The sequence below is a fragment of the Nocardia sp. TBRC8007 genome, from assembly GCF_056629435.1.
In genome coordinates this window covers 84,120-97,531 of sequence record NZ_JBWSOR010000001.1, presented here as the reverse complement: position 1 = coordinate 97,531, position 13,412 = coordinate 84,120, and the positions used below count along the sequence as shown (strand labels likewise).

The window sequence follows — 13,412 nt, the reverse complement described above, 5'->3', positions numbered from 1 at the left end:
ACAGCCGCCAATCCTGGAGGGTCGCCGTTGACCCTCCAGGATTCACCTGACACTGACACCGAGTATTTCGGAAGAAGCGCGGGCAGTGTTAACTCGGGGCGGCCATCCGCATCCGAAGAAGTCGATCCGAACTCGCGAACTTGCTAGGCTCAATACTATAACATGTTCCAATTTGAAGGAGGCTCGATGACCAAGGAAATCCGCGATGTGGTCGAGCAATACGTCAAGCTGGTCGGCACTGGCCCTGTTGAGGACATCGTCCAGTTGTACGCACCCGATGCGACCGTAGAGGATCCGGTCGGCACCCCGGTCCGGCGCGGCCACACGGCCATCCGCGAGTTCTACCAGGCAATCGGCGCACTGGATCGGGAGACTCAGCTGAGATCCGAAGACATCCGGATCGCAGGCAATCAAGCCGCGTTCCCGTTCACTCTCGTCGCCAAGGGGGGTGGGCAGCACTTCGCACTGTCGCCGATCGATGTGATGGAGTTCGACACCGAGGGCCGGATCACCAGTATGCGCGCCTATTGGGGCCAGGGAGACATGCGGAGCGAGCCCGAGTAACCAGCGCTACCGACAAGACGGTCGCCAGGTCGTACCGTGCGTAGAGTTCCGCACGGTACCTGAAACTTTCTTCGACACCGCCGATTGCCCGAAACTTTTCGCCGCCAACGCGGTTCACGAAACCATAGTCGGCAAAGCCGTTACCGCGCGGCCGCCGCTACCCGCGATGTCGCTGTCCTCGGTGACCGGAACCCGGTCACCGCCACCGTCTACGCGGTCTTCTCCCTGCGCTCTGCCCGCTGTGTCTTACGCGGCACAATAGTTGGCAGAACGTTGTCGTTGACGGTATCCGCGTCGACAACCACCCTGGCGACATCGTCGCGGCTCGGGATGTCGTACATCGTGGGCTGCAGGACTTCCTCCATGATCGCTCGAAGGCCACGCGCGCCGGTACCGCGCAAGATAGCCTGATCGGCGACGGCCTCCAACGCGTCGTCGGTGAACTCGAGATCGACCCCATCCATCTCGAAGAGCCGGACATACTGTTTGACCAGTGCGTTCTTCGGCTCGGAGAGAATCTTGACGAGCGATTCCTTGTCCAGGTTGGTTACCGAGGCCACCACGGGCAGACGACCGATGAACTCGGGAATCAGACCGAATTTGATCAGGTCCTCCGGCATGACATCGGCGAAGTGATCTGTGGTGTCGATCTCGGCTTTGGACTTGACTTCGGCGCCGAACCCGATACCACGATGGCCGGTGCGATCGGAGATGATCTTCTCCAAGCCCGCGAACGCGCCTGCCACGATGAACAGCACATTGGTGGTATCGATCTGGATGAATTCCTGGTGCGGGTGCTTGCGCCCGCCCTGCGGAGGCACACTCGCCTGGGTTCCCTCCAGTATCTTCAGCAGCGCCTGCTGCACACCCTCACCGGAGACATCACGGGTGATCGAGGGGTTTTCGCTCTTACGAGCGATCTTGTCGACCTCATCGATGTAGATGATGCCGGTCTCGGCGCGTTTGACGTCGTAGTCCGCGGCTTGAATCAGCTTCAGCAAGATGTTCTCGACATCCTCGCCGACATATCCGGCCTCGGTGAGCGCGGTGGCATCGGCGATGGCGAACGGTACGTTCAGCATTTTCGCCAACGTCTGAGCCAAATAGGTCTTGCCACAGCCGGTGGGGCCGAGCATCAGGATATTCGATTTGGCCAACTCCACGGTTTCGCCGCGGCTGTCTCGTCCCTTGTCGCCGGCCTGGATGCGCTTGTAGTGGTTGTAGACGGCCACAGCGAGCGTGCGTTTGGCGGTGTCCTGCCCGATGACGTAGTTCTCCAAGAAGTCCCGGATCTCGGCAGGTTTGGGCAGCTCATCGAGCTTGACTTCACTGGATTCGGCGAGCTCCTCCTCGATGATCTCGTTGCAGAGATCGATGCACTCGTCACAGATGTATACCCCTGGTCCCGCAATGAGCTTCTTGACCTGCTTCTGGCTCTTTCCGCAGAACGAGCACTTCAGCAGATCGCCACCATCTCCAATGCGCGCCATCTCGTGGGTTCCTACTTCCTTGTCCGCATGCAACCGTCCATCCAGGTTGCCAGCCGTCCTTCGCTTTCACAGCCACACCCGCATCGGCCGTTCGAAGCTGGTGGACAGTGCTGTCAACCGGGAGCACAGGCCCCTAGGTCGACCGTACCCGGTGCGCGGGATCGAGGTCGACAACTCGCGCATGTTTCTCGCGTGAGTTGTCGCCACCGCATACGAGCGACACCACCACAGCGGACAATCCGACAACCCACTGCCCTAGCGCCGTGGCGACGATCGACGCTCGCCATACCCTACCCGCGGCCCGAACTGCTCTTCGGACCGCGGCGCGGGCAACGCGGAAGCGAACCGGCTGGGCGGCAAGCTCTCGGCGTGGCGTGCCTGGCGCGCATGCCGCTCGATCTGAACTCCTTGTCGTGGAGCATCATAGGAGTGAAATACCGCCGGGAGTCGGCACTCACCCCTGTCGCTGGGAAACGGCGGGTGCGCGCGTTATTTCCGCGCGCTGAGCTTGCGATAGTCGAACACAGTATCGATGATCCCGTATTCTTTGGCCTCCTCGGCCGTCAGGATCTTGTCGCGATCGGTGTCCTTGCGGATGGTATCGGCGTCCTTGCCGGTGTGTCGCGCGAGGGTGGTCTCCATCAGGCGGCGCATCCGCTCGATCTCGGCAGCCTGGATTTCCAGGTCCGATACCTGTCCCTGAATACCGCCCTCCAGCGACGGTTGGTGGATGAGCACCCTCGCGTTGGGCAGACAGGCCCGCTTACCAGGAGTGCCCGCGGCCAACAGTACGGCCGCGGCGGAGGCTGCCTGACCGAGGCAGACCGTCGCGACATCGGCACGAACGTACTGCATGGTGTCGTAGATGGCCATCAGCGAGGTGAACGAGCCACCAGGGGAGTTGATGTACATGGTGATATCGCGGTCAGGATCCAGCGACTCCAACACCAGCAGCTGCGCCATGATGTCGTTCGCCGAGGCGTCGTCCACCTGCACGCCGAGGAAGATGATGCGTTCCTCGAACAGCTTGTTGTACGGGTTGGACTCCTTGACGCCGAAGCTAGAGTGCTCGATGAACGACGGCAGAATGTAGCGCGCCTGCGGGCTCGGCGCGGCGGTGCCGGACAGGCCGGCGCGCGGGTCGATCAGATTGGCCATCTTCGTCTCCAAAATCGGTGCGGCGGGCGGACGTTCGACCGTCCGGGGCCTGTGGATAATCCGGGGCGTTATTTCTCGGTGCCGTTGGCCTGGTTCGCGTGGCTGATCACATGATCGATGAAGCCGTACTCCTTGGCCTCGACCGCGGTGAACCAGCGGTCCCGATCGGCGTCGGCGGTGACCTGCTCCACGGACTTGCCGGTGTGCCGCGCCTGCAACTCGTTCAGCTCGCGTTTGGTATGCGCGAACTGCTCGGCCATGATCGCGATGTCGGCCGCCGAACCGCCGATGCCGGCCGAGGGCTGGTGCATCATGATCCGCGCATGCGGCAACGCGAACCGCTTGCCCTTGGTGCCCGCGGTGAGCAGGAATTGCCCCATTGATGCGGCCAGGCCCATACCATAGGTGGCGATATCGCATTCGGCGAACTGCATCGTGTCGTAGATGGCCATGCCCGCGGTCACCGAACCGCCCGGCGAGTTGATGTAGAGCGAAATGTCCTTACTCGGGTCCTCGGCGGACAACAACAGGATCTGCGCGCACAGCTTGTTCGCGATGTCGTCGTCCACCTGGGTGCCGAGGAAGATGATGCGCTCACGCAGCAGGCGCTCGTACACTGAATCACTGAGGTTGAGACCAGCAGTCGCAGTTGTCATGACCCCTGCCTGGTTGATTGTCACGGATACCTGCCTTCTCTCACCGGCTCGTTGCGGATTACCACATAGCCATCACTGGTCGGATACGCGGCGCCCTACAGGACAAGGCGTATTCCAACTTGTCGTCACAAACATTAACGAAGCAAGGCGGCACCGAACTCCCGGTACCGCCCTTCTTCGCTCACAGCGCAATCAGCGCACCCTTCGGGCGCTGATCACACCGTCCTTCCATGGAATTATTCCGCGCTCACCGTGCTCGCCACAGCCGTCTGCTCGGTATTTTCCTCGTCTGCGGCATCCTTGGGCGCGCCGAACATTTCGGCGGTATCCACCCGGTTGCCCGCCGAGTCGGTGACGGTCACCTTACCAACCACGTCTGCCAACGCCTTGCCGCGGCGCACGTCGGCGAACACCGCACCGAGCTGACCCGCTTGCTGTACCTGTTGGATGAACTGTTCCGGCGGCATGCCGTAGCGCTGCGCTTGGAACAGGATCCGCTCGGTGAGTTCTTCCTGACCGACCTGGGTGCCTTCCGCCTCGGCGATCGCGTCCAGCAGCAGCTGAGTTCGCACCGACTTCTCGGCGGACTCCTTGGTCTCGGCGTCGAATTCCTCGCGGGAGCTGCCCTGTGCCGTGAGCGCTTCGGAGAACTTCGCCTCATCATGTTCGAAACCGTGCACGGCATCATGGGTCACCGCGTCGATCTCGGCACGCACCACGGCCTCCGGCAGCGGCACCTCGACCTGCTCCAGCAAAGTCTCCAGCACCTTGTCGCGGATCTCACCCGCCTGCTGTACCTTCTTGACCTGCTCGGCGCGGGTACGCAGGTCGCCCTTCAGCTCCTCCAGCGTATCGAATTCGCTGGCCAGCTGAGCGAACTCGTCGTCGGCCTCGGGCAGCTCACGCTCCTTGACAGTCTGCACGGTGGTGGTGATGACCGCTTCCTTATCGGCGTGCTCGCCCGCGACCAGCTTCGAGGTGAAATCCTTCGACTCCCCGGCCACCAAGCCGATCAGCGCCTCGTCCAGTCCCTCGATGAGCTGACCGGAGCCGACTTCATGGGACAGGCCGGTAGTAGAGGCCTCTGCCACCTCTACGCCATCCACGGTCGCCGAGAGGTCGATAGAGACGAAGTCGCCCTCGCGTACCGGGCGCTCGACGCCGGTCAGAGTGCCGAAACGCTGGCGCAGCGACTGCAACTGCTCTTCGATGTCCTCGTCGTCGATGGTGAAGGCATCGACAGTGACCGCGATGCTCGCATAATCCGGCAGAGCGAGCTCTGGTCGCACGTCGACCTCAGCGGTGAAAGCCAGCTCCTGACCGTCCTCGATCTTGGTGATCTCGATCTCGGGCTGTCCGATGACCTTCACCTCGGAGGTGGTGACGGCCTCGCTATAGCGACCGGGCAGCGCGTCGTTGACGACCTGCTCCAGAATCGCACCGCGACCGAGACGGGCCTCGAGCAGCTTCGCGGGCGCCTTACCCGGCCGGAAGCCTGGGATGCGAACCTGCTTGGCCAGTGCCTTGTACGCGCGGTCGAAATCCGGCTTCAGCTCCTCGAAGGGCACCTCGACATTGATCCGGACCCTGGTCGGGCTCAGCTGCTCGACGGTGCTCTTCACGGACATGCTCCTTGTTCGTTGTTCGTATCGGTTGACGTTCGGTGTACTCGCCGCACCCCGGGGACCGAGATGGCAGGCGAAGCGGACCTGTGCTGGCATCGCACTCCTCACCGGAACTGATCCGAACCGGGTCCTGGCCTCGGCCGGGGTGATGAGGGATGCGACGCATGCCATGCATCCCGACCAGGGTAGTTGACCGGCCGAGCGGGCCTGCACTCGGCGGTGACCGTGATGGTCGCGGCTAATCCCCGACCGAGACCGCATCGGTGACGAAAACCAGCGTCTCGTACGGCGCGATGCCGCGACCGCCCGCACCGTAGCCCAGTTCCGGGGGCACGATCAGCAGCCGGCGCGTGCCTTGGGTGATGCCGATCAGACCTTGGTCCCAACCCTTGATGACCTGGCCTGCGCCGAGAGTGAGCTGGAACGGTTCGCCGCGAGCGAACGAGCTATCCACTGTCTTCTTGTCCGACCAGGTGACCAATGCGTAGTTCATGCTCAGCCGCTGGCCGGGCACGGCGCCAGGTCCGCTGCCCGCGGTCAGGTCCTTGACGATCAACTGCTGGGGCGGGTCGCAATTATCCGGAATGGTGATCGTCGGGGCAGTACCGAAGTCACCGGTCACCCGGATGTCCTCGGCAGCGCATTCTCGGCCCTTGCTCGGTGTGCCCTGGCGCTGCGCCACGGAAAGAGATGCCGCGGCGGTCGCAGCCGTCGTGTCCGACGCCTCGTTGTCCGAACCGCACGCCGCCAGTGCGATCGTCGTCGTGGTAAGGACACCGATCCCTATGATCCTTCCGAAAATGTGCATGCGCGGACCCTAGACCACATGTGCACACCGGACGAGACAGGATCCCGCACAGCACGCTCATACCGCACACAGCAGCGGACCTGCCACTACGCTAGCAGTGAATTCCCCATCTTGCGTAGCCGATTCCGATCAACCAACCGCGCACACCCAGGGACAGCGCCGGAGCGGCAGCACTGTCCCTGATGTCATGAATGTGAGGAGAGCCGGCGCATGACCCACACGGCGAAGGTAGGTGGCGATAGTTCGATCGACAACACTTCGGCCGACAATGTCGGCAGCACCGGCGGGGAAACCGTTGCCCCGCGTCCCTACCGACTCACGGACGCGCCCGGGCCCTTGGCCACCGACGAGCTGACCGCGATCGACGCCTGGTGGCGAGCTGCCAACTACCTCGCGGTCGGCCAGATCTATCTGCTGGCGAACCCCTTGCTGCGCGAACCGTTGCGACCCGAGCACATCAAGCCTCGCCTGCTCGGCCACTTCGGCACTGTGCCCGGCTTGAATCTGGTGTGGGCACATGCCAATCGCGCGATCCGGCAGCGCGACCTGAACGCGACCTTCGTCGCAGGCCCAGGACACGGCGGGCCTGGCCCGAACGCGTGCGCGTGGCTGGAGGGCACTTATTCCGAGCTCTACAGCCATATCCCGCAGGACGCCACCGGTATGGGCGCGCTGTTTCATCAATTCTCCTTCCCCGGCGGCGTGCCGAGCCATTGTGCTCCGGAGACACCGGGTTCCTTCCACGAGGGCGGTGAACTCGGGTACTCGCTGCTGCACGCATTCGGCGCCGCACTGGACAATCCGAATCTCACCGTGTTCTGCGTGGTCGGCGACGGCGAGGCGGAGACAGGACCGCTGGCCACCAGCTGGCATGCGAACAAGTTCCTCAACCCAGCGCGCGACGGCGCTGTGCTGCCCATCCTGGCGTTGAACGAGTACAAGATCGCCAACCCGACCATTCTCGCGCGTATCCCGGAGCCGGAGCTGCTCGCGCTGCTGCACGGATACGGATACGAACCGATCGTCGTCGCAGGCGACGACCCCACAGCGGTCCACCAAGCCATGGCCGCGGCGATGGACACTGCCCTGGAGCGCATCGCGCAGGTCCAGCGCACCGCACGCGGCGGCTCCGATGAAATACGGCCCGCGTGGCCGATGATCGTGCTGCGCACCCCGAAGGGGTGGACCTGCCCGCCACTGGTGGACGGCGACCGGGTAGAGGGCACCTTCCGCGCACACCAGGTCCCGTTACCCGCCGCGCGCACCGACCCGAATCACCGTGTGGTCCTGGAACAGTGGTTGCGGTCTTATCGTCCAGAAGAATTATTCGACCTGACCGGCGAGCCGGTGGCCCAGCTGCGCGATCAGATACCCGACGGCAACCTGCGGATGAGCGCCAATCCGGTCGCCAATGGCGGTGCGCTGGTTCGCGATCTGCGCCTGCCGGATTGGCGCGAGTTCGGTGTCGAGGTGGACGCACCTGGCGCGTCCCAGCACGAGGCGACCAGGGTGCTCGGTGGCTGGCTGCGCGAGGTAACCCGGAACAACCCGAACAATTTCCTCACCTTCGCGCCCGATGAGCTGGCCAGCAATCGATTGCAGGACATCCTCGAAATCACCGGCCGCAACTGGCAGGCCGACATCGACTCCCGTGATGTGAAACTCGACCGCACCGGCCGGGTGATCGAGGTGCTGTCCGAGCACATGTGTCAAGGCTTGCTCGAGGGCTATCTACTTACCGGCAGGCACGGTGTGTTCACCTGCTACGAGGCATTCATCCACATTGTGGACTCCATGTTCAATCAGCATGCCAAATGGCTCGATGCCAGTGCGGCGGTGCCGTGGCGCAGACCGATCGCCAGCCTGAACTATCTGCTCTCCTCACATGTCTGGCGCCAAGACCATAACGGATTCACCCACCAGGACCCAGGTTTCCTGGATGTGGTGCTGAACAAGAAGGCCTCCATCGTGCGGGTGTACCTGCCGCCGGATGCCAATACCCTGCTGTCTACCTACGACCATTGCCTACGGTCGCGGCACTACGTGAACGTCGTGGTCGCGGGCAAACAGCCGCAGGCCGATTGGCTGTCGGTGGAGGAGGCTGCCGAGCACTGTGCACGTGGTATCGGTATCTGGGATTGGGCGGGCCATCGTGATGGGATCAGCACCGCTCCGGACGTGGTACTCGCCTGTGCTGGCGACGTGCCGACTCTGGAGACCCTCGCCGCAGCGGCGATTCTTCGGGAACGACTGCCCGAACTGCGCGTCCGGGTCATCAATATCGTCGACCTGATGCGGTTGCAACCCCATGACGAGCACCCGCACGGCCTACTCGACCGCGAATTCGACACTCTGTTCACGCGCGCCCAGCCGGTGATCTTCGCCTTCCACGGCTACCCGTGGTTGATCCACCGGTTGACCTATCGGCGCACCAACCACGCAGGGTTGCACGTGCGCGGCTATAAGGAGTGCGGCACCACGACCACCCCATTCGACATGGCGATGCTCAACGACCTGGATCGCTACCACTTGGTGATGGATGTGATCGACCGCGTACCGAACCTGGGTGAGCGCGCCGCTGGGCTACGGCAAGAGATGGTCGACGCACGCTGGACCGCACGCGCATGGACCAGGGAGCACGGCGCGGATATTCCCGAGGTCGCGAACTGGACCTGGCCGCACCCGCGCGGCTGAGCGCATATACCGCGCAACACTCGCCCTGCAGGCCCAGCCCGACAGCGGACGAGCCTTCGAGCCGCTCATCGGGTGTTCTCGTCCGCACGCAGCCGGTGACCAGGAACATGCCGCCACGCCACTCCGGCATCTCGGAATCACAGCGATGGACGCCTGCCTGAACGTCCACTGCCGATCGCGCGTGCGACAGCGGCTGTGCCGACAACATCGGCGCCGATCGAAGCATTGCCCGGACCCGGTATAGCATTATGATCACGCGCTCCGCATGCCCGGTCCGCCACTGACTTTACGGCCGGACCCTCTCATCCTGATCTCTGGGATCGAGCTGATCGACACTGCTCCACGGCCGACATGATCGCGACGGACGCCGCCCGATCTCTTTCCGCTCCGCTCCGGACGGCGCTCCAGGCCACCGACGTTCGACATATCCGCACCACCACGTATGACAACCGCGTGCACACCGAATGCGAACGGAGACCTGCCATGAACGTCGGCATGACCCATGCCACCCGACAGCTGCTCGCCTGCGCCGCGACCGTCAGCGCTCTTGTCGCAAGCGGCGCGGGCATCGCGATCGCCCAATCGCACACGTCGAACCCGCACAACAGCTCGGGCGACACCACTGGCTGGCACCACATCGACCCCATGGGCTTCCACCACCAGGACAACAATTTTTTGGACGCCACCGAGCACGACACCGCTTTCCGGAACTACCACCGGCAGCGCAACCAGCCCGCGCCGGGCGCCTCGGTCGCCGGTGGCGATTCTGGTAGCCCGATCTGGACAAGAGTGGCCCGCCCGGATGGCAGTGGCTACACCGTGTGCCGTCCTCATGCTTCCTGGTGCCGATAATCACGTAAACCTGTGCTGACTCGTTCACAACGCGGCTTCCCGGTGCTCGTCCTCGATTGCTCACACCGAGCCGCGGGAGTCCGGCGCACACCGAGCCATGCGGGAAATGATCGCGCTGCCCGAACATCTGGCGAACGCAATAGATACATCGAGAGATCGGAGCCATATGAAGTCCCGGGCCGCACTCGTTGTAATCGACGTCCAGAATGGATTTGTGAATGAGCATTCACGCCATGTGATTCCCGTTATCCAGTCGATCACGGATGCGTGGATCAGGTCTGGCGGGGACGTTGTGCTCACCCGGTACCACAACTACGACAAGTCACCCTATGTCCGTCTTGTCGATTGGCGCGGCCTGATGACGCCTCCGGATACCGACCTGGCCGAACAGATTGCCCCCTACTCCAACCATGTCAACGCCACGGTGCTCGACAAGACTACCTACACCACCTTCACAGAAGAGGGCGCCGCACTACTGGCGCCTTACACCGATGTCTACCTATGTGGAATCGCCACTGATGGGTGTGTGCTGAAGACGGCTCTCGACGCTTTCGACACGGGTTATACGCCGTGGGTCATCGAAGACGCTTGCGCGTCGAACGCGACCCGCCACCCCGCCGCAGAGATGCATCGATCGGCACTCACTCTGATGGCGCGACTGATCGGAAGTCGCCAACTGATCCGATCGGAATCGGTTCTCGACGCGCTCGCATCCCAACAACTTCCCACCAGCACTTGAAAGCCCATCACGCCGCACCTCGGAATCGCTGTCGCGAACCCATTCGAATCGCACTAGCCTCGGTATCGAAAAGCGATCCGGCAAGCTGCCCAACCTTGTTGCAAGGCCCCTGAACAGGGCGGAAGCGCGAAGTTGATTGTCGGGGTGACAGGATTTGAACCTGCGACCCTCCGCTCCCAAAGCGGATGCGCTACCAAGCTGCGCTACACCCCGTGTTCCTCATGACGACATCGCCGCCGGCTTTGGCCGTTCGCGTTATGTCACGCGGCACTCTAGCACAGGGAACCGAACGCTCATCCCCCAGCGCCTCCGGTCCGAAACCCTCCCGGCAGGCACACCGGTCGTTACCGCATGAATCACTTCCGCCGGATGTGCTCTCGCTGTAACCCCTCGAGCAGGAGACCGAGCACAAAGCCGAACTCGTCACCATAGTCCTGTGCGTCGAGATGGGCGCGAACATGCACGGCCAGGTGGGGCAAGTTCGCATCGGTGAGCGAATCGAGGAAGCCCGCCGCCAGGTCTGCGAGTCCGGTGTCACCGCCTGCTGTTCGATAACCGAGTTCCTGGATGGTGAATCCCACGATGTGCATCGTGATCGCGTGATAGCCCCGGTAGACCAGGCTCGCATCGAACCCGGCCTGGGTGAGAGTCGCCAGGATCGCTTCCATGAACTGCAGCCGTGCCGGACCTGGCACCCGCTTGGTCCACTCTCCCGCCGCCCAAGGATGAGCCAGCAGCACACGATACGCGGACGCAGCGCTGTCGCGGATCGACTGACGCCAATCTCCGTTGACCACAGGTACATCGATCTCCTGCATCACCACATCGACGATCCCTTCGACAAGGTCGTCTTTGTTCGCCACGTGGGTGTACAACGACATCGTGCCGACGCCCATCCGGTCGGCCAGTTTGCGCATCGAGAGCGCGTCGACACCGAGTTCGTCGGCAAGAGCGACCGCTTCCATGAGGATTCGCGACCGAAGAAGAGTGCGCTTGGGGGCAGGCGAGCGAGGTGGCATGAGTTCATAGTGGCTTGGATCGGATCAGGGGTTGACGCCAGTACCGCCTGAGTTTATCGTACGACGTACGGCCTAATCCGTACAGCGTACTAAAAACAGACAAAACGCCCAATTTTGTCTATTGCAGGCCGACAAACCGGCGCCATCTGAACCGATTCCCTGCGAGGTCACCATGAGCCCATCCGGCACCCCCAAGACCCGGCCGAATGCGCGCCCTACCGGCGACGCGACCGGCGCGGCACACACCACAGCGGCCCCCACGATCATGAAGGCCGTTGCGCGGCACCGCTATGGCAATAGCGACGTGCTGAATATCACCGAAGCGCCGGTCCCGTCCCCCGCGCCCGACCAGGTGCTCGTCGCGGTCGAGGCTGCCGCGCTGAATCCTCTCGATTGGCATGCGATGACCGGCACGCCGTGGCTGACCCGCCCGCAGGCGGGAATCCGCAAGCCCACAGTGCCAGTCATCGGATCGGACTTCGCAGGCCAGGTCGTCGCGGTCGGCAAAGGAGTCTCCACATTTCGGCCAGGTGACGAGGTCTTCGGCTCAGCGTCGCAGGCGTATGCCGAGTACGTCGTCGCTCCGGTCGAGCATCTGGTTCCCAAGCCCGCGACAATCAGCTTCGCTGAAGCCGCAGGCCTGAGCATCACCGGCGTCACCGCCCTACAAGGACTGCGGGACAAAGGCGAACTACAACAGGGCCAGTCCATACTCATCAATGGTGCCTCCGGCGGGGTCGGCACTGCGGCGGTCCAGCTCGCGAAATGGCTCGGTGCCGAGGTGACAGCAGTCTGCAGTTCCCGAAATGTGGAGCTGGTGAGATCACTCGGCGCCGACCATGTCATCGACTACACCACCACCGACTTCACCGAGACCGAGACGCGATACGACGTCATACTCGACAACCAAGGCAACCGCGCACTCGCCAGGTGCCGACGTATCCTCACATCAACCGGCACCTATGTCCTTGTCGGCGGCCCGAAGAGCAACACGATCCTCGGGCCGGTCGCACGCATGCTCCAGGCTCTGCTCTACTTCGGCGCTACCACTCAACGGGGTCGGCCGTTCCTGGCCGACATGCGGCAAGCGGACCTGGCGCTGCTGGCCGAGCTCGTGACATCGGAACAGCTGCGCATTGTCATCGACACTATCTACCCGGTCACCGACATTCGAGCCGCGATGGACCATCTTGCCTCTGGACGTACTCGCGGCAAGATCATCGTCGAACTGAATACCACCAAGGCGTAGTCTCGGTCGTCGACTCGACACATGACGGACCCCTGGAATCCGATGGGCGGATTCCAGGGGTCCGCGGGTTCGAGGATTCGTCACAACACCGAACCATCCTGACCTCCTGCCGCTTCCTTCTTCCTTCGCCGAGGATGCCGATCATGCCGAAGCGTTGTCCGATCGGGCAGCATGGGTATGCGGCTGCGGCAGCTGTTCCGGCGTGGACGAGCGCGGTTGGTCTCTTTCGGAGTGACTGTGGTGGCGGGCGGATCTATTTGTTGATCGGGTCTCCGGGCCTGGTCCGGTTGACCTCGCAATCCCAGAACGGCTTATTGTCGAATCAGGCGGCGGACGTGGCGCGGGGTGAGTTTTGGTTGGTCTACTGACGTACGCGTTCCAGGTGGTGACTTTCACGCCGAGGTAGTCTGCGTATTGTCGACTGGTCCGCAGCCGGTCGTGGTCGATCGTTTCTGGAGTGGTCACTGCTGGCTTATTACGCGACGCGGGCATACGCTCATTGAACGTACGAGCTACTCGACGATAGGCGCGAACGCGCTCATGATCTGGTTTCCTTCG

The 13,412-nt window shown here is 62.9% G+C and carries 11 protein-coding genes and 1 tRNA gene; 5 read left to right on the top strand and 7 right to left on the bottom strand.

What is annotated here, in order from left to right; genetic code table 11:
* Positions 1-186: 186 nt before the first annotated feature.
* Positions 187-564, top strand: a complete 378-nt coding sequence (locus ACX4ZE_RS00410; protein ID WP_480271223.1) for a nuclear transport factor 2 family protein — start codon at positions 187-189, stop codon at positions 562-564.
* Positions 565-773: 209 nt separating this feature from the next.
* Here the strand turns inward: ACX4ZE_RS00410 and clpX are convergent, their stop codons facing one another.
* The 5 genes from clpX to ACX4ZE_RS00385 all read right to left on the bottom strand — a co-directional run bounded on the left by clpX (position 774) and on the right by ACX4ZE_RS00385 (position 6,301).
* Positions 774-2,054, bottom strand: coding sequence for an ATP-dependent Clp protease ATP-binding subunit ClpX (gene clpX / locus ACX4ZE_RS00405; protein ID WP_480271222.1), 1,281 nt, complete (start codon positions 2,052-2,054; stop codon positions 774-776).
* A 489-nt stretch (positions 2,055-2,543) separates the two neighbouring features.
* On the bottom strand, positions 2,544-3,212 hold the full coding sequence (locus tag ACX4ZE_RS00400) for an ATP-dependent Clp protease proteolytic subunit (RefSeq protein ID WP_480271221.1): 669 nt from the start codon (positions 3,210-3,212) through the stop codon (positions 2,544-2,546).
* Between the two features lie 68 nt (positions 3,213-3,280).
* The gene (locus ACX4ZE_RS00395; RefSeq protein WP_480271220.1) at positions 3,281-3,868 is read right to left on the bottom strand and encodes an ATP-dependent Clp protease proteolytic subunit; all 588 of its coding nucleotides are present in this window, start codon (positions 3,866-3,868) and stop codon (positions 3,281-3,283) included.
* Between the two features lie 236 nt (positions 3,869-4,104).
* Positions 4,105-5,490, bottom strand: coding sequence for a trigger factor (gene tig, locus ACX4ZE_RS00390; protein WP_480271219.1), 1,386 nt, complete (start codon positions 5,488-5,490; stop codon positions 4,105-4,107).
* A 241-nt stretch (positions 5,491-5,731) separates the two neighbouring features.
* Positions 5,732-6,301: an FKBP-type peptidyl-prolyl cis-trans isomerase gene (locus tag ACX4ZE_RS00385; RefSeq protein ID WP_480271218.1), complete on the bottom strand. Its 570-nt coding sequence runs from the start codon at positions 6,299-6,301 to the stop codon at positions 5,732-5,734.
* A 210-nt stretch (positions 6,302-6,511) separates the two neighbouring features.
* Here ACX4ZE_RS00385 and ACX4ZE_RS00380 point away from each other — a divergent pair, with 210 nt between their 5' ends.
* From ACX4ZE_RS00380 to ACX4ZE_RS00370, 3 genes are all read left to right on the top strand, one after another.
* Entirely contained in the window at positions 6,512-8,995 is a 2,484-nt protein-coding gene (locus ACX4ZE_RS00380) for a phosphoketolase family protein (protein WP_480271217.1), read from the top strand.
* 483 nt (positions 8,996-9,478) lie between these two features.
* Positions 9,479-9,847 carry a hypothetical protein gene (locus tag ACX4ZE_RS00375; protein ID WP_480271216.1) on the top strand — a complete coding sequence of 123 codons (369 nt, stop codon included), beginning with the start codon at positions 9,479-9,481 and terminating at the stop codon, positions 9,845-9,847.
* Positions 9,848-10,013: 166 nt separating this feature from the next.
* Positions 10,014-10,586 carry a cysteine hydrolase family protein gene (locus tag ACX4ZE_RS00370; protein ID WP_480271215.1) on the top strand — a complete coding sequence of 191 codons (573 nt, stop codon included), beginning with the start codon at positions 10,014-10,016 and terminating at the stop codon, positions 10,584-10,586.
* 139 nt (positions 10,587-10,725) lie between these two features.
* Here ACX4ZE_RS00370 and ACX4ZE_RS00365 read toward each other — a convergent pair.
* Together ACX4ZE_RS00365 and ACX4ZE_RS00360 are read right to left on the bottom strand one after the other, a co-directional pair.
* Positions 10,726-10,799, bottom strand: a tRNA-Pro gene (locus ACX4ZE_RS00365).
* Positions 10,800-10,942: 143 nt separating this feature from the next.
* Positions 10,943-11,605: a TetR/AcrR family transcriptional regulator C-terminal domain-containing protein gene (locus ACX4ZE_RS00360; RefSeq protein ID WP_480271214.1), complete on the bottom strand. Its 663-nt coding sequence runs from the start codon at positions 11,603-11,605 to the stop codon at positions 10,943-10,945.
* A 172-nt stretch (positions 11,606-11,777) separates the two neighbouring features.
* Here ACX4ZE_RS00360 and ACX4ZE_RS00355 point away from each other — a divergent pair, with 172 nt between their 5' ends.
* Positions 11,778-12,854 (top strand): NAD(P)-dependent alcohol dehydrogenase, encoded by a 1,077-nt coding sequence (locus ACX4ZE_RS00355; protein WP_480271213.1) that lies wholly within the window; start codon positions 11,778-11,780, stop codon positions 12,852-12,854.
* Positions 12,855-13,412 lie beyond the last annotated feature (558 nt).

Excerpts from the sequence above, each read along its gene's own strand:
- clpX (WP_480271222.1), bottom strand. The coding sequence starts at position 2,054 with ATGGCGCGCATTGGAGATGGTGGCGATCTGCTGAAGTGCTCGTTCTGC.
- ACX4ZE_RS00400 (WP_480271221.1), bottom strand. The coding sequence starts at position 3,212 with ATGGCCAATCTGATCGACCCGCGCGCCGGCCTGTCCGGCACCGCCGCG.
- ACX4ZE_RS00375 (WP_480271216.1), top strand. The coding sequence starts at position 9,479 with ATGAACGTCGGCATGACCCATGCCACCCGACAGCTGCTCGCCTGCGCC.
- ACX4ZE_RS00385 (WP_480271218.1), bottom strand. The coding sequence starts at position 6,301 with ATGCACATTTTCGGAAGGATCATAGGGATCGGTGTCCTTACCACGACG.
- ACX4ZE_RS00370 (WP_480271215.1), top strand. The coding sequence starts at position 10,014 with ATGAAGTCCCGGGCCGCACTCGTTGTAATCGACGTCCAGAATGGATTT.
- ACX4ZE_RS00355 (WP_480271213.1), top strand. The coding sequence starts at position 11,778 with ATGAGCCCATCCGGCACCCCCAAGACCCGGCCGAATGCGCGCCCTACC.
- ACX4ZE_RS00360 (WP_480271214.1), bottom strand. The coding sequence starts at position 11,605 with ATGCCACCTCGCTCGCCTGCCCCCAAGCGCACTCTTCTTCGGTCGCGA.
- ACX4ZE_RS00380 (WP_480271217.1), top strand. The coding sequence starts at position 6,512 with ATGACCCACACGGCGAAGGTAGGTGGCGATAGTTCGATCGACAACACT.
- ACX4ZE_RS00395 (WP_480271220.1), bottom strand. The coding sequence starts at position 3,868 with ATGACAACTGCGACTGCTGGTCTCAACCTCAGTGATTCAGTGTACGAG.
- ACX4ZE_RS00410 (WP_480271223.1), top strand. The coding sequence starts at position 187 with ATGACCAAGGAAATCCGCGATGTGGTCGAGCAATACGTCAAGCTGGTC.